Annotated in this window: 20 protein-coding genes, 1 rRNA gene and 2 other annotated features; of the genes, 13 read left to right on the forward strand and 8 right to left on the reverse strand. The window is 53.4% G+C overall.

What is annotated here, in order from left to right; translation table 11 throughout:
* Positions 1–13 precede the first annotated feature (13 nt).
* The 5 genes from yihS (at position 14) to ompL (ending at position 6,953) form a co-directional block, all read left to right on the forward strand.
* Complete coding sequence (gene yihS, locus JTA15_RS17465) at positions 14–1,255, forward strand: sulfoquinovose isomerase (protein WP_219372542.1); 1,242 nt, start codon at positions 14–16, stop codon at positions 1,253–1,255.
* 16 nt (positions 1,256–1,271) lie between these two features.
* On the forward strand, positions 1,272–3,296 hold the full coding sequence (locus JTA15_RS17470) for an alpha-glucosidase (protein ID WP_219372543.1): 2,025 nt from the start codon (positions 1,272–1,274) through the stop codon (positions 3,294–3,296).
* A 45-nt stretch (positions 3,297–3,341) separates the two neighbouring features.
* Positions 3,342–4,724, forward strand: a complete 1,383-nt coding sequence (locus JTA15_RS17475) for an MFS transporter (RefSeq protein ID WP_020883982.1) — start codon at positions 3,342–3,344, stop codon at positions 4,722–4,724.
* Positions 4,725–4,767: 43 nt separating this feature from the next.
* Positions 4,768–6,192, forward strand: a complete 1,425-nt coding sequence (locus JTA15_RS17480) for an MFS transporter (RefSeq protein ID WP_148577049.1) — start codon at positions 4,768–4,770, stop codon at positions 6,190–6,192.
* 74 nt (positions 6,193–6,266) lie between these two features.
* Positions 6,267–6,953: a porin OmpL gene (gene ompL / locus JTA15_RS17485; RefSeq protein ID WP_047954834.1), complete on the forward strand. Its 687-nt coding sequence runs from the start codon at positions 6,267–6,269 to the stop codon at positions 6,951–6,953.
* A gap of 83 nt (positions 6,954–7,036) precedes the next feature.
* Here ompL and typA read toward each other — a convergent pair whose 3' ends face one another.
* Positions 7,037–8,860, reverse strand: a complete 1,824-nt coding sequence (typA, locus tag JTA15_RS17490; protein ID WP_014172248.1) for a ribosome-dependent GTPase TypA — start codon at positions 8,858–8,860, stop codon at positions 7,037–7,039.
* Between the two features lie 387 nt (positions 8,861–9,247).
* Here typA and glnA point away from each other — a divergent pair, with 387 nt between their 5' ends.
* From glnA to JTA15_RS17510, 4 genes are all read left to right on the forward strand, one after another.
* Positions 9,248–10,657, forward strand: coding sequence for a glutamate--ammonia ligase (gene glnA / locus JTA15_RS17495; RefSeq protein WP_014172249.1), 1,410 nt, complete (start codon positions 9,248–9,250; stop codon positions 10,655–10,657).
* A 185-nt stretch (positions 10,658–10,842) separates the two neighbouring features.
* On the forward strand, positions 10,843–11,892 hold the full coding sequence (glnL, locus tag JTA15_RS17500) for a nitrogen regulation protein NR(II) (RefSeq protein ID WP_014172250.1): 1,050 nt from the start codon (positions 10,843–10,845) through the stop codon (positions 11,890–11,892).
* Between the two features lie 11 nt (positions 11,893–11,903).
* Complete coding sequence (gene glnG, locus JTA15_RS17505) at positions 11,904–13,316, forward strand: nitrogen regulation protein NR(I) (protein WP_020883985.1); 1,413 nt, start codon at positions 11,904–11,906, stop codon at positions 13,314–13,316.
* A gap of 110 nt (positions 13,317–13,426) precedes the next feature.
* Entirely contained in the window at positions 13,427–13,537 is a 111-nt protein-coding gene (locus JTA15_RS17510; RefSeq protein WP_032670298.1) for a YshB family small membrane protein, read from the forward strand.
* 64 nt (positions 13,538–13,601) lie between these two features.
* Here the strand turns inward: JTA15_RS17510 and hemN are convergent, their stop codons facing one another.
* Together hemN and yihI are read right to left on the reverse strand one after the other, a co-directional pair.
* Positions 13,602–14,975, reverse strand: coding sequence for an oxygen-independent coproporphyrinogen III oxidase (hemN, locus tag JTA15_RS17515; RefSeq protein WP_219372544.1), 1,374 nt, complete (start codon positions 14,973–14,975; stop codon positions 13,602–13,604).
* Positions 14,976–15,163: 188 nt separating this feature from the next.
* Positions 15,164–15,679 carry a Der GTPase-activating protein YihI gene (gene yihI / locus JTA15_RS17520; RefSeq protein WP_020883987.1) on the reverse strand — a complete coding sequence of 172 codons (516 nt, stop codon included), beginning with the start codon at positions 15,677–15,679 and terminating at the stop codon, positions 15,164–15,166.
* 578 nt (positions 15,680–16,257) lie between these two features.
* Between yihI and yihA the strand changes: the two genes are divergently transcribed.
* Positions 16,258–16,887, forward strand: a complete 630-nt coding sequence (yihA, locus tag JTA15_RS17525; RefSeq protein ID WP_014172255.1) for a ribosome biogenesis GTP-binding protein YihA/YsxC — start codon at positions 16,258–16,260, stop codon at positions 16,885–16,887.
* 312 nt (positions 16,888–17,199) lie between these two features.
* Here yihA and polA read toward each other — a convergent pair whose 3' ends face one another.
* The gene (polA, locus tag JTA15_RS17530) at positions 17,200–19,992 is read right to left on the reverse strand and encodes a DNA polymerase I (protein WP_219372545.1); all 2,793 of its coding nucleotides are present in this window, start codon (positions 19,990–19,992) and stop codon (positions 17,200–17,202) included.
* 440 nt (positions 19,993–20,432) lie between these two features.
* Here polA and JTA15_RS17535 point away from each other — a divergent pair, with 440 nt between their 5' ends.
* Positions 20,433–21,341, forward strand: a complete 909-nt coding sequence (locus JTA15_RS17535; protein WP_032679750.1) for an acyltransferase — start codon at positions 20,433–20,435, stop codon at positions 21,339–21,341.
* Positions 21,342–21,365: 24 nt separating this feature from the next.
* On the opposite strand, the gene dsbA is transcribed toward JTA15_RS17535, so the two are convergent.
* The 3 genes from dsbA to JTA15_RS17550 all read right to left on the reverse strand — a co-directional run bounded on the left by dsbA (position 21,366) and on the right by JTA15_RS17550 (position 23,348).
* A complete protein-coding gene (gene dsbA, locus JTA15_RS17540) occupies positions 21,366–21,989 on the reverse strand; it encodes a thiol:disulfide interchange protein DsbA (protein WP_020883990.1) in 624 nt (207 codons plus the stop codon).
* A gap of 27 nt (positions 21,990–22,016) precedes the next feature.
* Positions 22,017–23,003: a serine/threonine protein kinase gene (locus JTA15_RS17545; protein ID WP_020883991.1), complete on the reverse strand. Its 987-nt coding sequence runs from the start codon at positions 23,001–23,003 to the stop codon at positions 22,017–22,019.
* 75 nt (positions 23,004–23,078) lie between these two features.
* Entirely contained in the window at positions 23,079–23,348 is a 270-nt protein-coding gene (locus tag JTA15_RS17550) for a YihD family protein (protein WP_010436801.1), read from the reverse strand.
* A gap of 68 nt (positions 23,349–23,416) precedes the next feature.
* On the opposite strand from JTA15_RS17550, the gene mobA reads away from it, so the two are divergent.
* Both mobA and mobB read left to right on the forward strand, forming a co-directional pair.
* The gene (mobA, locus tag JTA15_RS17555) at positions 23,417–24,001 is read left to right on the forward strand and encodes a molybdenum cofactor guanylyltransferase MobA (RefSeq protein WP_163304504.1); all 585 of its coding nucleotides are present in this window, start codon (positions 23,417–23,419) and stop codon (positions 23,999–24,001) included.
* Complete coding sequence (mobB, locus tag JTA15_RS17560; RefSeq protein WP_219372546.1) at positions 23,998–24,501, forward strand: molybdopterin-guanine dinucleotide biosynthesis protein MobB; 504 nt, start codon at positions 23,998–24,000, stop codon at positions 24,499–24,501. The genes mobA and mobB overlap by 4 nt, the downstream gene beginning before the upstream one ends.
* Positions 24,502–24,575: 74 nt before the next feature.
* Here the strand turns inward: mobB and rrf are convergent.
* Positions 24,576–24,691 (reverse strand): 5S ribosomal RNA (rrf, locus tag JTA15_RS17565).
* Positions 24,692–24,768: 77 nt separating this feature from the next.
* Positions 24,769–25,641, reverse strand: a sequence feature (23S ribosomal RNA rRNA prediction is too short).
* A 1-nt stretch (position 25,642) separates the two neighbouring features.
* Positions 25,643–26,402, reverse strand: a sequence feature (23S ribosomal RNA rRNA prediction is too short).
* Between the last annotated feature and the right edge of the window lie 14 nt (positions 26,403–26,416).

Consider the following 26,416-nt stretch of genomic DNA (forward strand, 5'->3'; position numbering starts at 1 on the left):
AAAGGACCCGAACATGAAATGGTTTAACACCCTGAGCCATAACCGCTGGCTTGAACAAGAGACTGACCGCATTCTCGATTTCGGTAAAAACGCCGCCGTGCCGACCGGCTTTGGCTGGCTGGGCAATAACGGTCAGGTGCGCAGCGATATGGGCACGCATCTGTGGATCACCGCCCGTATGCTGCACGTTTATGCCGTGGCGGCAAACATGGGGCGTCCCGGCGCATATGCCCTGGTGGAGCATGGCATCAACGCCCTGAATGGTCCGCTGCGTGACCCGCAATATGGCGGCTGGTACGCCTGTATTAACGATGAAGGCGTTATGGATGCCTCCAAGCAGGGCTATCAGCATTTCTTTGTTTTGCTGGGCGCGGCCAGCGCCGTCACCACCGGCCATCCACAGGCTCGCAAGTTACTGGACGATGCCATCGAGGTGATTGAGCGTTATTTCTGGAGCGAACAGGAACAGATGTGCCTGGAATCCTGGGATGAGGCCTTCAGCAAAACCGAAGAGTACCGTGGCGGCAACGCCAATATGCACGCTGTCGAAGCCTTCCTGATTGTGTATGACGTGACGCATGACCGTAAATGGCTCGACCGCGCCCTGCGCATTGCTTCGGTGATCATTCACGACGTGGCACGCAAGGGCGAGTACCGGGTTAATGAGCATTTCGATACGCAGTGGAACCCCATCCGCGATTACAACATTGATAACCCCGCTCACCGTTTTCGCGCCTACGGCGGTACGCCAGGCCACTGGATCGAGTGGGGCCGCCTGATGCTGCACCTGCGCGCTGCGCTGGAAGCGCGTTTTGAAACACCCCCCGCATGGCTGCTGGAAGATGCAAAAGGCTTGTTCCACGCCACAATCCGCGACGCCTGGGCACCCGATGATGCCGACGGTTTTGTCTATTCCGTTGGCTGGGATGGTAAACCCATCGTTCGCGAGCGCGTGCGCTGGCCGATTGTCGAAGCGATGGGAACGGCCTATGCGCTCTATACCGTCACCGGCGAGGCGCAGTACGAAGCCTGGTATCAGAAATGGTGGGATTACTGCATCAAATACCTGATCGACTACGAGAACGGTTCATGGTGGCAGGAGCTGGATATCCATAACGAAGTGACCACCAAAGTCTGGGACGGCAAGCAGGATATTTATCATCTGCTGCATTGCCTGGTGATCCCTCGCTTACCGCTGGCGCCAGGGTTAGCCCCGGCCGTTGCCGCCGGATTACTGGATAGCCAGGCCAAATAATAAAAACGGAGATCTTATGCGTACCCTACACAATATTATTCTTAAAAGCAGTGAACATGGTTTCACCCTGAGCTGGCAGGATCGTCTGATTCTGTCCCACACCGCCGACACCCCGTGCCTGTGGATCGGCGCAGGTGAAGCCGATATCGAGATGTTTCGCGGCAACTTCAGCATCAAAGACAAACTCAACGAAAAAATTGCCCTGACCGAGGCCACCGTCGCGCCGCAAAATGCGGGCTGGGCGATTCGCTTTACCCGGGGTGACGCCGTCAGCGCCACGCTATTGGTGGGTGTGGATGCCGAAGGACGCCTGGAGCTGAAACTCAAAAATGATGCCACCTGCCATAACCGCATCTGGCTGCGGCTGGCGGCCCAGCCCGAGGATCATATCTATGGTTGCGGAGAGCAGTTCTCCTACTTCGACCTGCGCGGCAAGCCGTTCCCGTTGTGGACCAGCGAGCAGGGCGTGGGCCGTAATAAGCAGACCTACGTCACCTGGCAGGCAGACTGCAAAGAGAACGCGGGCGGCGATTACTACTGGACCTTCTTCCCGCAACCCACCTTTGTGAGTACCCAGAAGTACTACTGCCACGTGGATAACAGCTGTTATATGAATTTCGACTTCAGCGCGCCGGCGTTCCACGAGCTGGCCTTCTGGGAAGATAACGCCACGCTGCGCTTCGAATGTGCGCAAACGTATGTCGATCTGCTGGAAAAACTGACCGGGTTACTGGGCCGTCAGCCCGAACTGCCGGACTGGGTTTACGACGGGGTAACGCTGGGCGTTCAGGGCGGCACCGACGTGTGCCAGCAAAAGCTCGACACCATGCGCAACGGCGGTGTGAAGGTGAACGGTATCTGGGCGCAGGACTGGTCCGGCATCCGGATGACCTCCTTTGGCAAACGCGTGATGTGGAACTGGAAGTGGAACAGCGATCTGTATCCGCAGCTGGATACACGTATCCCGCAGTGGAAGCAGGAAGGCGTGCAGTTCCTCTCCTATATCAACCCTTACGTGGCCAGCGACAGAGACCTCTGTGAAGAGGCGGCGAAACGCGGCTATCTGACCAAAAACGCCGACGGGCAGGACTATCACGTCGAGTTCGGCGAGTTCTACGCGGGCGTTATCGACCTGACGAATCCGGAAGCCTACGACTGGTACAAAGAGGTCATCAAAAAGAACCTGATAGAACTGGGCTGTGGCGGCTGGATGGCTGATTTTGGTGAATATTTGCCGACTGATACCTTCCTGCACAACGGCGTGAGCGCGGAAATCATGCACAACGCCTGGCCTGCGCTATGGGCGAAATGTAACTACGAGGCGCTGGAAGAGACCGGCAAGCTCGGCGAGATCCTGTTCTTTATGCGCGCGGGTTATACCGGCAGCCAGAAACACTCGGTGATGATGTGGGCCGGCGATCAGAACGTCGACTGGAGCCTGGACGACGGTCTGGCGTCAGTGGTTCCTGCGGCACTCTCACTGGCAATGACCGGGCACGGGCTGCATCACAGCGACATCGGCGGTTATACCACGCTGTTTGAGATGAAACGCAGCAAAGAGCTGCTGCTGCGCTGGTGCGACTTCAGCGCCTTCACACCGATGATGCGTACCCACGAGGGCAACCGCCCTGGCGATAACTGGCAGTTTGATGGCGACGGCGAAACCATCGCCCACTTTGCGCGTATGACGACCGTCTTCACTACCCTGAAGCCCTACATCAAAGCCGCCGTTGCGCAGAACGCGAAAAGCGGCCTGCCGGTGATGCGCCCGCTGTTCCTGCATTACGAAAACGATGCGCGCAGCTACACGCTGAAATACCAGTATCTGTTTGGCCGCGATCTGCTGGTGGCACCGGTCCATGAAGAAGGCCGTCGCGACTGGACGCTCTATTTGCCTGAGGACACCTGGGTGAATGCCTGGACGGGTGAAACGCATGAGGGCGGTGACATCACCGTTGACGCTCCGCTCGGCAAACCGCCGGTGTTTTATCGCCAGCAAAGCGAATGGGCAGAGCTGTTTAGTACCTTACGTCATATCTGATAAGGCTCGCCCGCAGGGAAACCTGCGGGCAGATGGAGAACAATAATGCGTCAACACGCTTCCGATCCGGCAACGCTACGCCTGCCGTTTAAAGAGAAACTCGCCTACGGGATGGGCGATCTCGGCTCTAACATCCTTCTGGATATCGGCACGTTGTATCTGCTGAAGTTCTACACCGACGTTCTTGGCCTGCCTGGTACCTACGGCGGGATCATCTTCCTGATTGCCAAGTTCTTCACCGCCTTCACCGATATGGGCACGGGTATCATGCTCGATTCCCGACGCAAGATCGGTCCTAAGGGCAAATTCCGCCCGTTCGTGCTGTATGCGGCGTTCCCGGTGACGTTACTGGCCATCGCAAACTTTGTCGGCACGCCGTTTGAAATCACCGGCAAAACGGTGATGGCGACCGTGCTGTTCATGCTTTACGGCCTGTTCTTCAGCATGATGAACTGCTCCTACGGTGCGATGGTGCCGGCCATTACCAAAAACCCGGACGAGCGCGCTTCGCTGGCCGCCTGGCGTCAGGGGGGTGCCACGCTTGGCCTGCTGCTCTGTACCGTCGGGTTTGTGCCGGTAATGAACCTGATTGAAGGCAATGACCAGCTTGGGTATATCTTTGCCGCGACCCTCTTTTCGCTGTTCGGGCTGTTCTTTATGTGGTGGTGCTATAAGGGCGTGACCGAGCGTTACGTTGAGATGCAGCCCGCCAATCCAGCCCAGAAGCCCGGCCTGCTGCAGTCGTTTCGCGCCATCGCCGGTAACCGACCGCTGTTTATTCTCTGCATCGCCAACCTGTGCACGCTGGGGGCCTTTAACGTTAAGCTCGCCATTCAGGTTTATTACACGCAGTACGTGCTGAACGACCCTATTCTGTTGTCCTACATGGGCTTTTTCAGCATGGGCTGCATTTTTATCGGCGTCTTTATGATGCCCGGCGCGGTGCGTCGCTTCGGCAAGAAAAAGGTCTATATCAGCGGGCTGCTGATTTGGGTGGCAGGCGACCTGCTCAACTACTTCTTTGGCGGTGGTTCGGTGAGCTTTGTGGCGTTCTCCTGTCTGGCCTTCTTCGGCTCAGCCTTCGTGAACAGCCTCAACTGGGCGCTGGTGTCCGATACCGTGGAGTATGGCGAGTGGCGTACCGGCGTGCGATCCGAAGGGACGGTCTATACCGGCTTTACCTTCTTCCGGAAGGTCTCACAGGCGCTGGCCGGCTTCTTCCCCGGCATCATGCTCACGCAAATCGGCTATGTGCCAAACGTGGTGCAATCCGCCGGAACGGTTGAAGGGCTGCGGCAGCTGATATTTATCTACCCCAGTCTGCTGGCCGTCATCACCATCGTGGCGATGGGCTGTTTCTACAACCTCAACGAGAAGATGTATGTGCGCATCGTGGAAGAAATTGAACTGCGCAAACGTACAGCATAACTGACTTGAGAGAGCGCCCTGCGGGGCGCTGTGAGGATCGACCATGACACACAAGAGTGATCCGTTAACCCTGAAGCTGAGCCTGCGCGAAAAGTGCGCCTACGGGATGGGCGATTTTGGCTCTAACCTGATGCTCTGTATTGGCACGCTGTATCTGCTGAAGTTTTATACTGATGAACTGGGCATGCCCGCTTTTTATGGCGGCATTATTTTCCTGGTAGCGAAGTTCTTTACCGCATTCACCGACATGCTGACCGGGGTGTTGCTGGATTCGCGGCGTAACATCGGTGCCAGAGGCAAATTCAGGCCGTTTATTCTTTATGCCTCGGTGCCGGTTGCCCTGGTGGCCACGGCGCAGTTTGTGGCCACCGATTTTAGCCTGACGGTGAAAACCGCTATCGCCACCCTGCTCTTCATGATGTTTGGCCTCTGTTATAGCCTGATGAACTGCTCTTACGGCGCGATGGTTCCCGCCATCACTAAAAATCCGAACGAGCGGGCGCAGCTTGCGGCCTGGCGTCAGGGTGGCGCAACGGTTGGGTTATTGCTCTGCACCGTGGGGTTTATGCCAATTCAGGCGCTGTTTGTCAGCCAGCCCTCTCTCGGCTATCTGGTGGCCGCACTGGTGTTCGTCACCGGCGGTCTGTTCTGCATGTGGTGGTGCTACAGCGGTGTGAGAGAGCGCTATGTGGAGGTTACGCCCGATCATCATAAGCCTGGCATCCTGAAATCCTTCTGTGCCATTTTCCGCAACCCGCCGTTGCTGGTGTTGTGTATCGCCAACCTCTGCACCCTCGCCGCGTTTAATATCAAACTGGCGATTCAGGTCTACTACACCCAGTACGTGCTAAACGATCTGCATCTGCTGTCGTGGATGGGTTTTTTCAGTATGGGCTGCATTCTGGTTGGCGTGTTTCTGGTGCCTGGCGCGGTTAAGCGTTTCGGCAAGAAGCCGGTCTACCTTGGCGGGCTGACGCTGTGGGCCGTGGGCGACGTAATGAACTTCCTCTGGGGAACCAGCTCCCTGCTCTTTGTGCTCTTTTCCTGCATGGCCTTTTTCGGTACGGCATTCGTAAACAGCCTCAACTGGGCGCTGGTGCCCGATACCGTGGATTATGGCGAGTGGAAAACAGGCATTCGCGCCGAAGGATCGGTTTATACCGGTTATACCTTCTCGCGCAAAATCTCCGCCGCCCTCGCCGGTTTCCTGCCGGGCATTATGTTGACGCAGATTGGCTACATTCCACATGCCGTGCAGAGTGCGGGCACGCTACTGGGGCTCCGTCAGCTAATTTTTCTCTGGCCGTGCGGCCTGGCGATCGTTGCCGCGATAACCATGGGACTCTTTTATAAACTCAACGAAGCACGCTTCGCCTTTATTATTGAGGAGATTGGAAAACGGAAAAAACAACCCGCAAAACCCCCTGAGTTAACCACCAACAATAAAGCGTCAGCAGTCACTTTATAACAATAAATCCGGCCCTGATTCCCTTCCTGTGTAACAGGAGGGGGGCCTTTCTGTACCTCATACATGGACTGATTATGAAAAGAATCGTTACTGCACTGGTTGTGTCGTCTGTGTCCTGCTCGGCAGTTGCCGGCGCCTATGTCGAAACGCGCGAAGCCTATAATACGGCCTCTGAACTGCACGAAGTGATCCTGCGTGCTGGCTATAACTTCGATAAGGGCGCGGGGCTGATGTTCACTAACGCCTATAACATGGGCAAATGGGACGAGCTTAAGCACAGCTATAACGAAATTGAAGGGTGGTATCCGCTTTTTAAACCGACCGATAAACTCACCTTTCAGCCTGGCGGTTTACTGAATGACAGCAGCGCCGGGTCCGGAGGCGCTATCTATCTGGATACCAATTATAAATTTCTCGACTGGTTTAACCTGACCTTCCGCTATCGCTATAACCACAACAATTACGATACGCCGGACTACAACGGCCAGATGGATAAAAACGACACCCACGAATTCGCTAACTACTGGAATTTCAAGGTCACGGATGCATTTTTCTATACCTTTGAACCGCATTTTTTCCAGCGCGTGAACGATTACCACAGCAAAAATGGCAAAGACCATCACTGGGAAATCACCCACAAATTTAGCTATAAAATCGATAAAAACTGGCTGCCCTATCTTGAGCTTCAGTGGCTGGACAGATGGAATGATTACAACCGCGAGCAGTACCGTATCCGCCTGGGGTTAAGGTATTCGTTCTGATAATAAAAAAAGCCGCTGATCGCTCAGCGGCTTTTTACGTGCCGGGTGGCGCATGCGCTTACCCGGCCTACGGATTGACCGTATTACTCTTCTTTCGCACCGCGCATTGCACGTTTACGATCGTTCTCGGTCAGGTGACGTTTACGGATACGGATAGACAGTGGGGTCACTTCTACCAGTTCGTCGTCATCGATGAACTCCAGAGCTTGCTCCAGGGTCATCTTGATCGGTGGAACCAGAACCGTTGCTTCGTCAGTACCGGACGCACGCATGTTGGTCAGTTTCTTACCGGTCAGGCAGTTTACAGTCAGGTCGTTAGAACGACTGTGAATACCGATGATCTGGCCTTCATAAACTTCAGCACCGTGACCCAGGAACAGCTTACCGCGATCCTGCAGACCGAACAGCGCAAACGCAACCGCTTTACCCTGACCGTTGGAGATCAGAACGCCGTTGTTACGCTGGCCAACTTCACCCGGACGCACGTCGTCGTAGTGGCTGAAGGTGGAGTACAGCAGACCGGTACCGGACGTCATGGTCATGAACTCTGAACGGAAACCGATCAGACCACGGCTTGGGATCACGTAGTCGAGACGTACGCGGCCTTTGCCATCTGGATTCATGTTTTTCAGGTCGCCTTTACGCTCACCCAGAGCCTGCATAACAGAACCCTGATGCTGCTCTTCAACGTCCAGCGTTACGTTCTCGAACGGCTCTTGTTTACGGCCGTCGATTTCGCGGAAGATAACTTTCGGACGGGAAACCGCCATTTCGAAACCTTCACGACGCATGTTTTCGATCAGAACAGACAGGTGCAGCTCACCACGACCAGAAACGCGGAATGCGTCAGCATCCTGAGTTTCTTCAACGCGCAGCGCAACGTTGTGCACCAGCTCTTTGTTCAGGCGGTCAAGGATCTGACGAGAGGTAACGAATTTACCTTCTTTGCCACAGAACGGAGAGGTGTTGACGTTGAAGAACATGGTTACCGTTGGTTCATCAACAGACAGGGCTGGCAGCGCTTCCACATTCTGCGGGTCGCAGATGGTGTCAGAGATGTTCAGCTCGCCCAGACCGGTAATCGCGATGATGTCGCCTGCTTCAGCCAGTTCGCTGTCGATACGCTCCAGACCCAGGTGAGTCAGCACTTTGCCCACTTTACCGTTACGGGTTTTGCCTTCGCTATCGATGATAGTAACCTGCTGGTTCGGCTTCACTTTACCGCGTTTGATGCGGCCGATACCGATAACGCCAACGTAGTTGTTGTAGTCCAGCTGGGAGATCTGCATCTGCAGCGGACCATCAAGATCAACATCCGGAGCCGGTACGTGATCGACAATCGCCTGATACAGCGGAGTCATGTCTTCCGCCATATTTTCGTGATCCAGACCCGCGATACCATTCAGCGCCGAAGCGTAAATGATAGGGAAGTCCAGCTGCTCGTCGGTCGCGTCGAGGTTAACGAACAGGTCGAACACCTGATCAACAACCCAGTCAGGACGCGCGCCCGGACGGTCAACCTTGTTGATAACAACAATAGGTTTCAGGCCATGGGCAAATGCTTTTTTGGTCACGAAGCGCGTTTGCGGCATTGGGCCGTCAAATGCGTCAACCACCAGCAGCACGGAATCCACCATGGACATCACGCGCTCAACTTCACCACCGAAGTCGGCGTGCCCTGGGGTATCAACGATGTTGATACGGTAGTCATTCCATTTGATAGCGGTGTTTTTCGCGAGGATAGTAATCCCACGCTCTTTCTCCAAATCGTTGGAGTCCATCACACGCTCTTGAGTTTCGGCACGAGCATCAAACGTACCGGACTGCTGCAGCAGCTTATCAACCAGGGTGGTTTTACCATGGTCGACGTGCGCGATGATGGCGATGTTACGCAAATTTTCGATCACAACTTTGCCTCAGGCATTAGAAATAGCGCGTTATTGTACACGGATTAATCGCACTACAAAACAGGATCACAAACATCCCCCGCAAACAAGTATTGCAGAGATGCTTTGTGATCGCTTTCACGGAGCGTAAAAAGGGCACTTTAACGAAAATTGCACCAATATGGTGCTCAGTGTTCACACTGAAGCACTATACTGGTGCAACATAACCATTGTGGTGCAGCACTTTTGCACTATGGTGCGCATGATAACGCCTTTTTGGGGTGTTTTAAAAGTTGGCACAGATTTCGCTTTATAAAAATACGGCAAAAAAATGGCACACAGCCAGCCCAAGACAGAAATTGAAGACCTCGTTACCACGACGACAATGACCAATCTGGAGAGTTAAGTATGTCCGCTGAACACGTTTTGACGATGCTGAACGAACATGAAGTGAAGTTTGTTGATCTGCGCTTCACCGATACTAAAGGTAAAGAACAGCACGTCACTATTCCTGCTCATCAGGTAAACGCCGAATTCTTTGAAGAAGGCAAAATGTTTGACGGCTCCTCCATTGGCGGCTGGAAAGGTATCAACGAATCTGACATGGTTCTGATGCCTGACGCTTCCACTGCGGTCATTGATCCGTTCTTCGAAGAACCAACCCTGATCATCCGTTGCGACATCCTCGAGCCAGGCACACTGCAGGGCTACGACCGCGACCCACGCTCCATCGCGAAACGCGCTGAAGAGTACCTGCGTTCAACCGGTATCGCAGACACCGTACTGTTCGGGCCAGAGCCAGAATTCTTCCTGTTTGATGACATCCGTTTCGGTGCCTCTATTTCTGGCTCCCACGTTGCCATCGACGATATCGAAGGTGCATGGAACTCCTCCACCAAATACGAAGGTGGTAACAAAGGTCACCGTCCTGGCGTTAAAGGCGGTTACTTCCCGGTTCCTCCGGTCGACTCCGCTCAGGACATCCGTTCCACCATGTGTCTGGTAATGGAAGAGATGGGCCTGGTGGTTGAAGCTCACCACCACGAAGTGGCGACTGCGGGTCAGAACGAAGTGGCAACCCGCTTCAACACTATGACCAAAAAAGCAGACGAAATTCAGATCTACAAATACGTTGTGCACAACGTCGCGCACCGTTTCGGTAAAACCGCGACCTTCATGCCAAAACCAATGTTTGGCGATAACGGTTCCGGTATGCACTGCCACATGTCTCTGTCCAAGAACGGAACCAACCTGTTCTCTGGTGACAAATATGCCGGTCTGTCTGAGCAGGCTCTGTATTACATTGGCGGCGTAATCAAACACGCTAAAGCGATCAACGCCCTGGCGAACCCAACCACTAACTCCTACAAGCGTCTGGTCCCAGGCTATGAAGCACCGGTAATGCTGGCGTACTCTGCGCGTAACCGTTCTGCTTCTATCCGTATCCCTGTGGTAGCGTCTCCTAAAGCGCGTCGTATCGAAGTTCGCTTCCCGGATCCAGCCGCTAACCCATACCTGTGCTTCGCAGCACTGCTGATGGCGGGTCTGGACGGTATCAAGAACAAGATCCACCCAGGCGAAGCCATGGACAAAAACCTGTACGACCTGCCGCCAGAAGAAGCGAAAGAGATCCCACAGGTTGCAGGCTCTCTGGAAGAAGCCCTGCAGGCGCTGGACGCAGACCGCGAGTTCCTGACTGCAGGTGGCGTGTTCACCGACGACGCTATCGATGCTTACATCGCCCTGCGTACTGAAGAGAACGACCGTGTGCGTATGACGCCACACCCGGTTGAGTTCGAACTGTACTACAGCGTTTAAGTTTCAATGAGTTTCGCGCGCCCTTTTACGCGCGATCTCACAAGCTTTTATTTGTTGCCGTGGAAACTTTCAGCCCATCTCCGGATGGGCTTTTTTCTCCACCAACAAACTGATCTCACGCGCTTTTTACGACGAAAAAGCTATACTGCACTAAATTAGTGCAACCAACTCCAGGAGACTGCTGAATGGCAACTGGCACGCTGCCCGATGCTGGGCAGATCCTCAATTCTTTGATTAACAGTATTTTGCTGGTCGACGACGAGCTGGCCGTACATTACGCCAACCCGGCGGCGCAGCAGCTGCTCGCCCAGAGCTCACGCAAACTGTTTGGCACCCCGCTTCCGGAATTATTGAGCTATTTCTCGCTGAATATTGGCCTGATGCAGGAAAGTCTGCAGGCCGGTCAGGGCTTTACCGATAACGAAGTCACGCTGGTGATCGACGGGCGCTCACATATTTTATCGCTTACCGCACAACGGCTTCCTGAAGGGCTGATCCTGCTTGAAATGGCGCCGATGGATAATCAGCGCCGCCTGAGCCAGGAACAACTTCAACATGCTCAGCAAATTGCCGCCCGTGACCTGGTGCGAGGCCTGGCGCATGAAATCAAGAACCCGCTGGGTGGCTTACGCGGTGCGGCACAACTCCTGACCAAAGCGCTGCCCGACCCTGCGCTGGCGGAGTACACCAACGTCATCATTGAGCAGGCAGACCGCCTGCGTAACCTGGTTGACCGTCTGCTCGGGCCACAACAGCCCGGCATGCATGTCTCAGAAAGTATTCATAAAGTGGCTGAGCGGGTTGTGAAACTCGTCTCGATGGAGCTGCCGGAGAACGTCACGCTGGTCCGTGATTACGACCCAAGCCTGCCGGAACTGGCGCACGACCCGGATCAGATTGAGCAGGTCTTGCTGAATATTGTGCGTAATGCCCTGCAGGCGCTGGGGCCGGAAGGGGGCGAAATTATTTTGCGCACCCGCACCGCGTTCCAGCTCACACTGCACGGCGTGCGCTATCGTCTGGCTGCCCGCATCGACGTTGAGGACAACGGGCCGGGTATTCCGTCGCATCTTCAGGACACCCTTTTCTACCCGATGGTCAGCGGTCGCGAAGGCGGTACCGGCCTGGGGTTATCCATTGCCCGTAGTTTGATCGATCAACACTCTGGAAAAATTGAATTTACCAGTTGGCCGGGACATACCGAGTTTTCGGTTTTCCTGCCGATTAAAAAATAAAGGTGACGTTTATGCAACGAGGGATAGTCTGGGTAGTCGATGACGATAGCTCCATCCGTTGGGTGCTTGAACGCGCGCTCACAGGGGCAGGATTAAGCTGCACGACGTTTGAGAGCGGCAGCGAAGTGCTCGACGCACTCACCACCAAAACGCCGGATGTGCTGCTTTCGGATATTCGCATGCCGGGAATGGACGGACTGGCGCTTTTAAAGCAGATCAAACAACGCCATCCTATGCTTCCGGTCATCATAATGACGGCGCATTCCGACCTGGACGCCGCGGTGAGCGCCTATCAGCAAGGGGCGTTCGATTACCTGCCCAAACCGTTTGATATCGACGAAGCGGTTGCCCTGGTTGAGCGCGCGATCAGCCACTACCAGGAGCAGCAGCAACCTCGTCACACGCCTGACTTCGGGCCCACGACGGACATCATTGGCGAAGCGCCAGCCATGCAGGATGTGTTTCGTATCATTGGCCGTCTGTCACGCTCGTCCATCAGCGTACTGATTAACGGTGAATCGGGAACCGGTAAAGAGCTGGTAGCGCATGCCTTACATCGCCACAGCCCGCGGGCAAAAGCACCGTTTATCGCCCTGAATATGGCCGCCATCCCGAAGGATTTAATTGAATCTGAACTGTTTGGCCATGAGAAAGGGGCTTTTACCGGCGCAAATACCATTCGCCAGGGTCGCTTCGAGCAGGCTGACGGTGGAACACTCTTCCTGGATGAAATCGGCGATATGCCGCTGGATGTCCAGACCCGTCTGCTGCGCGTGTTGGCCGACGGACAGTTTTATCGCGTAGGTGGCTATGCGCCGGTGAAGGTCGATGTACGCATTATTGCCGCGACGCACCAGAATCTGGAGCAGCGCGTCCAGGAAGGTAAATTCCGTGAGGATTTATTCCATCGCCTGAACGTGATCCGCGTTCATTTGCCACCGCTACGTGAACGCCGTGAAGATATTCCCCGCCTGGCGCGTCATTTTCTGCAGGTCGCTGCCCGTGAGCTGGGCGTGGAAGCCAAGCAGTTGCACCCGGAAACCGATGCCGCCCTCACCCGTCTGGCGTGGCCGGGCAACGTGCGTCAGCTGGAAAACACCTGTCGCTGGTTGACGGTAATGGCCGCCGGACAGGAAGTCCTGATTCAGGATTTACCGGCTGAACTGTTTGAAGCGACTGCGCCAGAAAGCAGCACCGGACATGCATTGCCGGACAGCTGGGCGACGCTGCTGGCACAGTGGGCCGATCGCGCGCTGCGTTCCGGTCATCAAAACTTGCTGTCTGAAGCCCAGCCCGAGATGGAGCGCACGCTGTTGACCACCGCACTCCGCCATACACAGGGCCATAAGCAGGAAGCGGCACGCCTGCTGGGATGGGGACGTAATACCCTGACGCGTAAGCTGAAAGAGCTGGGCATGGAGTGATCTTTACCCTTGTGTAAAGGTTATTAATTGAGCGCAAATTGCTGCTATTTTGCGCTTTACTGTATCAATGATTTTTGTATGATCGTGCCCGGAAAGTGAGGGTGATCATCATGCTGGAAACATTAGTGAATATGCTCTCAAGTGGAGCAGCAGAAAGCCACACGCCACAAACAGCCGTTGCTGCTGTGCTGTGCGCGGCGCTGGTTGGGCTGTTTAGCTAGAGAGTCGCTAACAAAAAAGCCGGGTAGCGGCTTCGCCTTACCCGGCCAAATATGTTGGCACGTCTTAAATGACGCGTGAGAACTGCTGCAGACGCGCTTTCTGACGCAGATAGGCGTCGAAGCACATGCAGATATTACGAATCAACAGGCGCCCTTTGGGTGTCACGTCAATTGCACGTTCTGAAACATCCACCAGCCCATCTTTTGCCAGAGGCGCTAACAGCTTCAGGTCATCAGCAAAGTAATCGCTGAAATGCAGATCCCACTGCGCTTCCACGTCGCTGAAATCAAGACGAAAGTTACAGATGAGCGCCTTAATCACATCACGACGGATGCAGTCATCGCGCGTTAACGCGATACCGCGCCACAGAGCGTTGCCCACGTCATCTACCTGCTGATAGTAAAGCTTCAGCTCTTTCTGGTTCTGCGCGTAGCAGTCACCGATCATGCTGATGGCGGAGACGCCCATCCCCAGCAAATCGGTGTCGCCCTGGGTGGTGTAGCCCTGGAAATTTCGGTGCAGTACGCCTTCGCGCTGGGCAATAGCCAGCTCGTCATCCGGACGAGCAAAGTGATCCATACCGATGAACTGATAACCGGCTTCGGTCAGCGAGGCGATGGTTTCCTGCAGAATATCCAGCTTCTGTTGGGCAGAAGGCAGGTCGGCATCTTTGATTTTGCGCTGAGCGGCAAACAGCGTCGGCAGATGCGCATAGTTAAAGACGCTCAGGCGGTCCGGGTTGAGTTCGGCCACGCGTTTCAGCGTGAAGGCGAAGCTCTCCGGCGTTTGCTTAGGCAGGCCGTAAATCAGGTCGATATTGGTCGACGTAAAGCCGATATCGCGGGCGTGGTTGAGTAAGGCAAAGATAAACTCTTCATCCTGCTCACGGTTCACCAGCCGCTGCACCTCTTTGTTGAAGTCCTGCACGCCCATGCTCAGGCGATTGAAACCTTCAGCGCGTAAATGATCCAGTACATCCAGCTCAATTTCGCGCGGATCGACCTCGATCGAGATTTCAGCATCGTCGTTAAAACGGAAGTTGTTGCGCAGGAGCGTCATTAAACGGCTGATCTGCGCTTTATTCAGATACGTTGGCGTCCCCCCACCCCAGTGAAGCTGGCTGACGTGACGGCCGGCAAACAGCGGGGCACGATGCAGAATTTCCTGCTCCAGCGCATCCAGATACTGATCGGCTTTATGTTGCTGACGGGTAACGATTTTATTGCAGCCGCAGAAGTAGCAGAGCTTGTGGCAGAACGGAATATGGACATAGAGCGACAGCGGACGCTCGGGGTAGCGCGCGACAGCCTGCTGAAACGCCGCTTCGCCGAAACTATCGGAGAACTCCAGCGCGGTGGGGTATGACGTATAACGCGGCCCGGAATAGTTATATTTCTGGATTAGGGCCAAATCCCAGTCGATAGTTGGTACAGACATGCTCACTCCTTCCGTTGGTGTCGCGTTCGCATACGGCGGCCCGTTCTGGTCCCATCGCGGGCCATCACTCGGGTGCGCAGCCACTTCTGTCGCCGCGACAACCGCCGTAGTTTAACGAATAACCACACCAGATAACATATAACCGGAAGGGTTATTAGCAGGACTATCGTCCCTGCCGGATGCAAATGTTAGTTTCCACCCTTCAGAAGACGCATCATATCTTCCTGCTTTTCGTCTTCTTCTTCGTCTTCGTCATCCTCGTAAGACAGACCCAGCTTCTGCATCAGCTCATCAATGCGGTCCAGTTTGGCATCAACCCATGACTGCTCTTCGGCGGTCAGGGTTTCACCCTCTTCAAGACGTTCCAGCAGCGCGTCCAGGCGCTCATCGTTCTCCAGCAAATCCAGCTCAGCCTGCGGTGAAAGCATAGGTTTCTCGCTCTTTGGTTTGTGCTGCTTAGTGACCGGGGTGTCTGTCACGCCCAGTGGAACAGGTGTTTTACTGCCAATACGTGGGTCTTTCTGCTGCTTGTTTTTCGCAGAAGCGCCAGAAGCATCACCACCGTTTGCACGGCTACCCGCAGCATGACCGCGATGTTTTTTATCGCGTTTGCGATCGCGCGATTCCTGGTTCAGTTCTTCGCGCGTTTTGCGGTGTGCTTTTGCAGGGCGTTTAGCGCCCGCAGCGGAGGTCGGTTTTTTCATGATGTTTTATCTTTAAGTCGTTTTCTTCAGTATAGAATTGCGGCGAAATCTAGCAGAAAGCAAGCAAAGAAAAAAGGCGACAGAGCAATCTGTCGCCTTTTTTCCTGACTCACAACCCTTAACGGGTCAGACATTCCGTGTTTGCCAACAACAAACCCTGTTTATCCCTTGGCTAATACCATCCGTGATACGGTTCCGTTTCCTGTTAAAACGCCTCCAGGCGTTGGTCATCCTGACAATCCTGCGTCTTCGCCTCCTGGCGCTCCTGACCCTAATCCTTAAGTCTGTTTCCTGTTGGCTTCCTCGCCCTGACGCACACTTTACCCTGTTCAGTTAAACTGACAAGCAACGAAACGGCACAAAAACGGATTTTCAGATAATTACCCGAGAATAAACTTATGATTTAAAACAATTTGGCTTTTTTAACGCCTGCGAATTCTCTGAAATCTCCCATAGTATTCATAGCCGATCTCTCACAACCGCCAGGGTTTTAACCTACAGGCACTGTGCAATCAAAAAAGTCTTTTGCCGGCATTCAGGTATAATCCCCCTCAGATTACGATTTTGGAGACGACCACGTGACTACCTGGAACTACCAACAGACGCATTTTGTCACCAGTGCGCCCGATATCCGCCACCTTCCTTCTGATACTGGCATTGAAGTGGCTTTTGCTGGCCGCTCTAACGCGGGCAAATCCAGCGCCCTGAATACGCTGACCAATCAGAAGAGCCTGGCGCGTACCTCAAAAACACCTGGCCGTACTCAGCTGATTAACCTGTTTGAAGTGGCAGAAGGCAAACGCCTGGTCGACTTACCGGGATATGGTTACGCGCAAGTACCGGAAGAGATGAAGATCAAATGGCAGCGCGCGCTGGGTGAATACCTGGAAAAACGCCAGTGCCTGAAAGGTCTGGTGGTGCTGATGGATATCCGCCATCCCCTGAAAGATCTCGATCAGCAGATGATCGACTGGGCTGTCTCAAGTGAGATAGCCGTGCTGGTACTGCTGACTAAAGCGGATAAACTGGCGAGCGGCGCGCGTAAAGCGCAGGTGAATATGGTTCGCGAAGCGGTGCTGGCTTTTAACGGCGACGTACAGGTGGAGCCGTTCTCTTCGCTGAAAAAGCAGGGTGTCGACAAGCTGCGTCAGAAGCTCGATAGCTGGTTCAACGAGCTGGAACCCGCGACGGAAGCGGAAGAAGAGTAATACCGAGCGCGGCGATGTCCGCGCTTTTTTTTGCCTGGTTTTTTCTTTGCCGCAATAAAAAACGCCCCAGTCATTACTGACTGGGGCGGCTAAAATATTCAGCCAAATCCGATTACGTGAAGTAAAAGGTCTGAAAGATAGAACATCTTACCTCTGTACCCTACGCGAATAACTCTACCCCTTTTTTTGCTGTAGAAAAAGCACTTTTTGTAGTTTTTTTTCATTCTTTACATAGGGAATTCTAATGATCGTCACAAAACGCACTTTGTTATGTTGCTAACTTACATAAAAAGCGCGTTATTGGCAGAACCCTTAGTGAGCTTGATCCCAGTTTTCACCGCTGCCCACTTCCACCAGCAACGGCACGTCAAGCGTCATGCTGCTTTCCATCAGTTCGTGGATCTTCTTCGACACGGTGTCCAGATCATCTTTGTGGACTTCGAATACCAGTTCATCGTGTACCTGCATGATCATCTTCACGCGTGGCTTCTCTTTTTCCAGCCAGGCATCAACCGCAATCATCGCGCGCTTAATAATGTCTGCCGCCGTCCCCTGCATCGGGGCGTTGATGGCAGCCCGTTCTGCACCGGCACGACGCGCGGCGTTGCTTGATTTGATGTCCGGCAGATAAAGGCGACGGCCATCCAGGGTTTCGACGTAGCCTTTCTCCTTCGCCTGCGCACGGGTGCGTTCCATATATTCCAGCACGCCCGGATAACGCTCGAAGTAGAGATCCATATACTTCTGCGACTCTTTACGCGGAATGTTGAGCTGGCGCGAAAGGCCAAAGGCGCTCATGCCGTAGATCAGACCGAAGTTGATCGCCTTCGCACTGCGACGTTGCTCGTGAGTCACGCTGTCCAGAGGCAGCCCAAAGACTTCAGCCGCCGTTGCACGGTGGATATCCTTTCCTTCCGCAAAGGCCGTCAGCAGCCCCTTGTCGCGTGACAGGTGCGCCATAATACGCAGCTCAATTTGCGAGTAATCGGCCGAGACGATCAGGTAGTCGTCTGGCGCGATAAACGCCTGACGGATACGACGGCCTTCTTCATTGCGTACCGGGATGTTCTGCAGATTTGGATCGGTCGAGGAGAGACGACCGGTCGCCGCCACAGCCTGATGATACGAGGTATGCACGCGGCCCGTTTTAGGGTTGATCATCAGCGGAAGTTTATCGGTATAGGTAGACTTCAGCTTCGCCAGACCACGGTACTGGAGAATCACTTTTGGCAGCGGGTAATCCAGCGCCAGTTCCTCAAGCACTTCTTCAGACGTTGATGGCGCGCCGCCAGGGGTTTTCTTCAGCGGCTTAATTCCCTGTTTTTCAAACAGGATGGTCTGAAGCTGTTTCGGAGATGAAAGGTTAAACGGTTCGCCGGCCAGCTCATGCGCCTTCTGCTCAAGCTCGGTCAACCGCTGCGCCAGTTCTCCGGAGTGGTTATGCAGCACCGTCGGATCAATTTTTACGCCGTTGCGCTCAATGCGCGAGAGCACAGGTACCAGCGGCATCTCAATGTGCTGGAACACGTTCAGCGGACCTTCGTGCTTCTGCAGTTTTGGCCACATCTTCAGGTGCAGTTGCAGCGTGACATCGGCGTCTTCGGCCGCGTAGCGACCCGCTTCTTCCAGGGCAATCTGATTGAAGGTGAGCTGGTTTTTACCTTTTCCGGCAATCTCTTCAAAGGTAATGGTCTTATGCTTGAGCCAACGGTCGGATAAGGAGTCCATATCGTGACGACCCGCCACGCTGTCGAGAATGTAAGATTCCAGCATGGTATCGAACGCAATGCCGCGCAGCTCAATGCCATAGTTTTGCAGAATGCCGCGATCATATTTGAGGTTTTGCCCGACCTTAAGCGCCTTGTCATCTTCCAGAATCGGCTTCAGCAGCTCCAGCACACGCTCACGCGGGATCTGATCAGGCGCATCGAGGTAATCATGTGCAACGGGCACATAGGCCGCCATTCCCGGCTCCGTCGCAAATGACAGGCCGACCATATTGGCCGAGATGTTATCGAGGCTGTCGGTTTCCGTGTCGAAGGCAAAGAGCGGCGCTTTTTTGAGTTTCTCAATCCACGCCACCAGCTGTGACTCTTCAAGGAGGGTTTCGTAGTTGTCGAAAGAGAGCGCGATGGCCTCTTCTTCTGCCAGCTCTTCGGCATCAACGACAATCGTCTCCTTTGGCTTAGCAGCCGGTTTGGCCCCTTTTGCCTGCAGCCATTTACCGGCTTCTACGTCCGTGGTCCAGCGCTTGAATTCGTATTTCTTAAACAGGCTTAGCAGTTCGTCTGCGGAAGGCTGCTGCACTTCCAGCTGCTCACAACCCAGTTCCAGTTCAACATCGGTTTTAATGGTTGCCAGCTTATAGGAGAGATAAGCCACCTCTTTGTTCTCTTCCAGCTTTCCGGCCATGGTTTTTGCACCACGGAAGGAGAGGCCGGCGATTTTGTCCGGCTCCGCGTACAGTGTATCCAGCCCGCCCAATCCCTGAAGCAGCGCCTGGGCGGTCTTTTCACCCACGCCAGGTACACCAGGGATGTTATCCGAGGAGTCGCCCATCAGCGCGAGGAAGTCGATAATCAGCTCTGGCGGCACGCCATATTTTGTAACCACCTCTTCAGGCCCAAGGATGGTGTTGGTCATGGTGTTAATCAGGGTGATACCTGGCGTTACCAGCTGCGCCATATCTTTATCCCCTGTACTGATCAGTACCGGACGACCCATTTTTTCTGCTTCACGTGCCAGCGTGCCTATTACGTCATCGGCTTCGACCCCAGAGACGGCCAGCAGCGGCAAGCCCATCGCTTTTACCATCGCGTGCAGCGGTTCAATCTGCGCACGCAGATCGTCAGGCATTGGCGGACGGTGAGATTTGTAATGCTCAAAAAGCTCGTCGCGGAAGGTTTTACCTTTCGCATCAAACACCACTGCCGCATGGGTTGGCTGGTACTGAAGGATCAGGCTGCGCAGCATGTTTAGCACGCCGTACATTGCGCCGGTAGGTTCCCCTGCGCTATTGGTCAGAGGAGGAAACGCATGATACGCCCGATACAGGTAAGAAGAGCCGTCGACGAGAATAAGAGGGTTTTCTGGGATCTGAACCATAATGTCCGTGCCTTTAATCAATTTATGCGTAAAGGATGCCACAGAAGGATGAAAACATCAGTTATTAGCGCCAGATACAGGAAAAGATTTTGTGATCGTGAGGATCGCTCGCAAAAATAAATCTGTGGATAAGTTTGTGCATACTTTTACGTCACAGGAATAACAGACGCTAAAAGTACATACCTCATAATAAATAGATGCTATATATCATATAGTTATTATGTTTCATTTGATCTTTATGGCCAATTGATGACAATTTAGTCTATGTGGATATAAGCCCAGGGCCGCATGCCGTTATAGCGAAATCTTCTGCTCCCGGGCGTTATCCCGCAACGCCTGGCATGAAAGCACCCTTATTTTGTCTGATTTCTGATAAAATCAGCGCCCTGCACCGGATAGCCGGCCGCTCACTTACAGCTAACCATCTGAAAAAGCTCATCATGTCGAGATTGCTCGCAGCAATAACATTACCTTTAAGCATCATTTTAACTATTCTGGTGACTGTCGCCTGTTCTGTGCCGATCATTATTGCCGGCATCATTAAGTTGCTGCTGCCCGTGCCCGTGGTATGGCGAGCCGTATCCGCATTTTGTAATTTTATGATGTACTGCTGGTGTGAAGGACTGGCGTTCCTGTTGTACCTGAACCCACACCTGAAGTGGGATGTGGAAGGGCTTGAAGGCCTCAACAAAAAGAACTGGTACCTGCTCATCTGCAACCACCACAGCTGGGCTGACATCGTGGTGTTATGCGTGCTTTTCCGCAAACATATCCCGATGAACAAATACTTCCTGAAACAGCAGCTCGCCTGGGTACCTTTTATCGGTCTGGCCTGCTGGGCGCTCGATATGCCGTTTATGAAACGCTATTCGCGCAGCTATTTGCTTCGTCATCCGGAGCGTCGTGGTAAAGATGTGGAAACCACGCGCCGTTCCTGCGAAAAATTTCGCGCGCATCCGACAACCATTGTGAACTTCGTGGAAGGCTCGCGCTTTACGGAAGAGAAGCGTCAACAAACTCGCTCTCCTTATCAGCACCTGCTGCCGCCCAAGGCTGCGGGCATTGCGATGGCGCTTAACGTGTTGGGCGCGCAGTTCGATAAATTACTCAACGTCACGCTCTGCTATCCGGAAAACGACAGGACACCGTTCTTCGATATGCTCAGCGGCAAGCTGACGCGGATCGTTGTACGTATCGAGCTGGTGCCGGTTGATGACGGGTTGCACGGGGATTACGTTAACGATAAGAATTTCAAACGTCTTTTCCAGCGTTGGCTGAATACGCTCTGGAATGAGAAAGATGAACAGATAGAAAAGATTAAATCTTCATACAAAAACGCCGGTCAGTGACCGGCGTTTTTTTCTTTATTGATCTTACTTCTTCTCGACCAGATATTTCACGGTATCCGCGTACTGCTGTACGAAGATATCCATGCTGCTGGTGTCCATGCCCTGCGTGTTCAGCTGATATTTGCCGTTAACATACATCGCCGGAACGCCCTGCAACTGAAGGTCTGCGGCGGCTTTTTCCTGCTGGGCTACCAGAGATTTCACCACAAAGCTGTTCCATGCCGCGTCGTATTCTTCACCTTTCACACCGGCATCCACGAAGACTTTACGGATATCTGCAGTCGTCTGAACTGTCTGGGTTTTCTGGACTGCTTCAAACATTGGTGCAGTGATCTTATCTTCCACGCCCAGCGCGATAGCTACCGCCCACGCCTGAGTCAGGTCTTTACCCAATGGGCCCAGGAACTCAACGTGATACTTGGTCATTTTGGTGCCTTCTGGAAGCTTTTTCTTCACGTTATCGGAAACATGCAGCACCTGCTCGAACTGATAGCAATGTGGGCAATAAAACGAGAAGAACTCCAGAACCTGTGGCTCGCCAGCGACTGGCTTTTCCAGCGTCGTATACTGTTTGCCGTCGGTAAACTGCGCAGCAGAAGCGCTAAATGCCAGAATCATACCTGCCAGCGCCAGCCAAATTTTTTTCATGATTAACTCTCTCCTGGGTGTGTCCAATTAATACATCGGCGTTAATTGCAGAGGGGGCTCCTTAAGAACCTTAACCTGCTCAGTAAATGTGGATATCTGGCTGCGCCAGTAATCCTCTCCGGTAAGCCACGGGAAATTACGGGGAAATGCAGGATCGTCCCAACGCCTGATTAACCATGCGAGATAATAAACAAAACGCATCGCGCGTAAAGGTTCAATCAGGACAATTTCGTCTGAATTAAAAGGGCTAAACTCTTCATAGGCCTCAATAATCGTTTCAAGCTGCATCCGTTGCTCAGCTTTATCGCCATTGAGCAGCATCCACAGGTCCTGAACCGCTGGCCCCATACGGGCATCATCGAGATCGACGAACAGCGGGCCATCACGCCAGAGAATATTACCAGCGTGACAATCGCCGTGCAGACGCAGAACGGAAATATCATCGCGCCAGCAGGTTTTCACCGCATCAATAAGTTTATCGGTCGCGTTGAGGAAATTATCCTTAAGTGCTTTGGGGATTAGCGCCGAGGTTTCAAATACCTGACGAGGTTCAAGCAGGTATTCCTGAATACCGATTGTCGGACGGGCAATAAAGTCTTCTTTGCGTCCCGTCTGGTGAATGCGTCCCAGATATCGGGCAACCCACTCCATCTGATCGATATTATCCGCTTCAAACTGGCGGCCCCCCAGGCTTGGGAATACGGCGTAGTAAAACCCTTCGTGGGTGAGCAGCGTTTGGTTATTAAATTTAAGCGGCGCGGCAACGGGAACATCATCATCCAGTAGATCGTGAGCAAACTGGTGCTCTTCCTGAATTTGTTCTGCGGACCAACGTTGAGGGCGATAGAACTTTACGACGAAGCGCTGACGATCCTCGTCCTGAAACTGATAGACGCGGTTTTCGTAGCTATTTAAGGGGGTTAGCCCGGAATCCACCCGAATACCCTGTTCAAACAGCGCATCCATAATGGTATCCGGGTGTAATGTCTGGAAAGTAAAAGCCTGGTCGTTCATCCGATCATCCGGAAATTATACGAATGATTCAGGATATCATCTTGTGGCGATTTCGGTGCCGCCGCTTACAAGCTTTTACTCTTTAATTACGCCACGTGCGCGCAGCAACGCGGTTTTAAAATCTTCCTCATAATCTTTCTGAATACCGGGAATAACAGCGTCTTTGGCAGAGTCGCGCATTTTGAGATGGTAGATCAGGATATCGTCAGAAAGGTCTGTCAGTTCGCCGTCAAAACCTGACTCTTTCGCCAGTTTCTGTAAAAATTGCATCAGATTAAGCTCTGGCTCTTTTTGCCAGGCCGGCTGGAGGAGTTCAATGACTTCATTCAGACGTTTACATTTCATGGTGGTGCTCCTTTCATTGAGAGTGACACGTTAGCAGGGTCAATCCCACAATAAAAGAGGCGATATTCATGAATCATGGCCAACAAATAATCGGCGTTGTTCTGGCGGGTGGCAAGGCAACCCGAATGGGGGGGAAAGATAAAGGTCTTCAGCTCCTTAACGGTAAGCCACTCTGGCAGCATGTCGCTGATACGCTTGCGGGCCAGGTCATGACAATGGCCATCAGCGCTAACAGGCATAGAGATGTTTATCAACGTAGCGGGTATCCCGTTTACGAGGATACCCAGGAGAATTACCCCGGGCCGCTGGCCGGTATGCTTTCGGTTATGCAGCAGTCGCACGGAGAGTGGTTTATCTTCTGTCCGTGTGATACTCCGTTTATTCCGTCTTGTCTTGTCGAACGCATGGTACGGCTTCGTGGTAGCGCACCCGTTGTCTGGGCCCATGACGGTGAGCGCGACCACCCTGCTGTTGCGTTGATCCACCGTTCGTTAGTTCCGGCTTTACAGGAGTACCTGACGGCAGGAGAGCGCAGGGTGATGGCTTTTATGCGCCAGTCAGGCGGCCATCCCGTCGATTTTAGCGATCTGAAATCGGCGTTTATGAACGTCAATACCACAGAAGATTTGCAGATGATGCAGGAGAAAAAATGATACCTGTTTTGGCCATTTCAGCCTGGAGTGGTACCGGGAAAACGACGCTGCTGAAAAAACTGATCCCTGCGCTTTGCGCTAAAGGTGTTCGCCCCGGATTAATTAAGCATACGCATCACAATATGGATGTCGATAAGCCGGGAAAAGACAGCTATGAACTGCGTAAGGCAGGTGCTGCCCAAACGATGGTGGCGAGTGATCAGCGCTGGGCATTGATTACTGAAACACCGGATGAAGCGCCGCTGGATCTCATGTATCTGGTTAGCCGGATGGATCACTCTACTCTGGATCTGGTGCTGGTTGAGGGGTTTAAGCATGACGCGGTGGCAAAGATCCTGCTGTTCAGAAGCCATGCCGGGCATGATGTTCACGAGCTGACGCTTGATGAGCATGTGATTGCAGTCGCCAGTGACGTAGCCCTGGATCTGGAGATACCGGTACTGGATTTGAATAACGTTGAGGAGATCGCCGCGTTTATTTTGAATTGGTGTGCTGTCTGATGCTCTCTCCGGCAGCGGGAAAAACCCAAAGCAAAAAACCCCGCACCATACGGTACGGGGTTCTTTTAATTGATGCCTGGCAGTTCCCTACTCTCGCATGGGGAGACCCCACACTACCATCGGCGCTACGGCGTTTCACTTCTGAGTTCGGCATGGGGTCAGGTGGGACCACCGCGCTAAAGCCGCCAGGCAAATTCTGTTAATCTGTATCAGCTGAAAATCGTCTCTCATCGCCAAAACATCTTCGGCGTTGTAAGGTTAAGCCTCACGGTTCATTAGTATCGGTTAGCTCAACGCATCGCTGCGCTTACACACCCGACCTATCAACGTCGTAGTCTTCAACGTTCCTTCAGGAGACTTAAAGTCTCAGGGAGAACTCATCTCGGGGCAAGTTTCGTGCTTAGATGCTTTCAGCACTTATCTCTTCCGCATTTAGCTACCGGGCAGTGCCATTGGCATGACAACCCGAACACCAGTGATGCGTCCACTCCGGTCCTCTCGTACTAGGAGCAGCCCCCCTCAATTCTCCAGCGCCCACGGCAGATAGGGACCGAACTGTCTCACGACGTTCTAAACCCAGCTCGCGTACCACTTTAAATGGCGAACAGCCATACCCTTGGGACCTACTTCAGCCCCAGGATGTGATGAGCCGACATCGAGGTGCCAAACACCGCCGTCGATATGAACTCTTGGGCGGTATCAGCCTGTTATCCCCGGAGTACCTTTTATCCGTTGAGCGATGGCCCTTCCATTCAGAACCACCGGATCACTATGACCTGCTTTCGCACCTGCTCGAGCCGTCACTCTCGCAGTCAAGCTAGCTTATGCCATTGCACTAACCTCCTGATGTCCGACCAGGATTAGCTAACCTTCGTGCTCCTCCGTTACTCTTTGGGAGGAGACCGCCCCAGTCAAACTACCCACCAGACACTGTCCGCAACCCGGATCACGGGTCTACGTTAGAACACCAGCCATTAAAGGGTGGTATTTCAAGGTTGGCTCCACGCAGACTGGCGTCCACGCTTCAAAGCCTCCCACCTATCCTACACATCAAGGACCAGTGTTCAGTGTCAAGCTATAGTAAAGGTTCACGGGGTCTTTCCGTCTTGCCGCGGGTACACTGCATCTTCACAGCGAGTTCAATTTCACTGAGTCTCGGGTGGAGACAGCCTGGCCATCATTACGCCATTCGTGCAGGTCGGAACTTACCCGACAAGGAATTTCGCTACCTTAGGACCGTTATAGTTACGGCCGCCGTTTACCGGGGCTTCGATCAAGAGCTTCGCGTTACCGCTAACCCCATCAATTAACCTTCCGGCACCGGGCAGGCGTCACACCGTATACGTCCACTTTCGTGTTTGCACAGTGCTGTGTTTTTAATAAACAGTTGCAGCCAGCTGGTATCTTCGACTGATTTCAGCTCCATCCGCAGGGACTTCACCTACATATCAGCGTGCCTTCTCCCGAAGTTACGGCACCATTTTGCCTAGTTCCTTCACCCGAGTTCTCTCAAGCGCCTTGGTATTCTCTACCTGACCACCTGTGTCGGTTTGGGGTACGATTTCGTGTTACCTGATGCTTAGAGGCTTTTCCTGGAAGCAGGGCATTTGTTACTTCAGCACCGTAGTGCCTCGTCATCACACCTCAGCGTTAACAAGGAACCGGATTTACCTGGAACCTCCGCCTACATGCTTAAACCGGGACAACCGTCGCCCGGCTAACATAGCCTTCTCCGTCCCCCCTTCGCAGTAACACCAAGTACAGGAATATTAACCTGTTTCCCATCGACTACGCCTTTCGGCCTCGCCTTAGGGGTCGACTCACCCTGCCCCGATTAACGTTGGACAGGAACCCTTGGTCTTCCGGCGAGCGGGCTTTTCACCCGCTTTATCGTTACTTATGTCAGCATTCGCAC

It is taken from the genome of Enterobacter sp. BIDMC 29, assembly GCF_019378755.1.
In the GTDB taxonomy this organism is placed as follows: domain Bacteria; phylum Pseudomonadota; class Gammaproteobacteria; order Enterobacterales; family Enterobacteriaceae; genus Enterobacter; species Enterobacter ludwigii.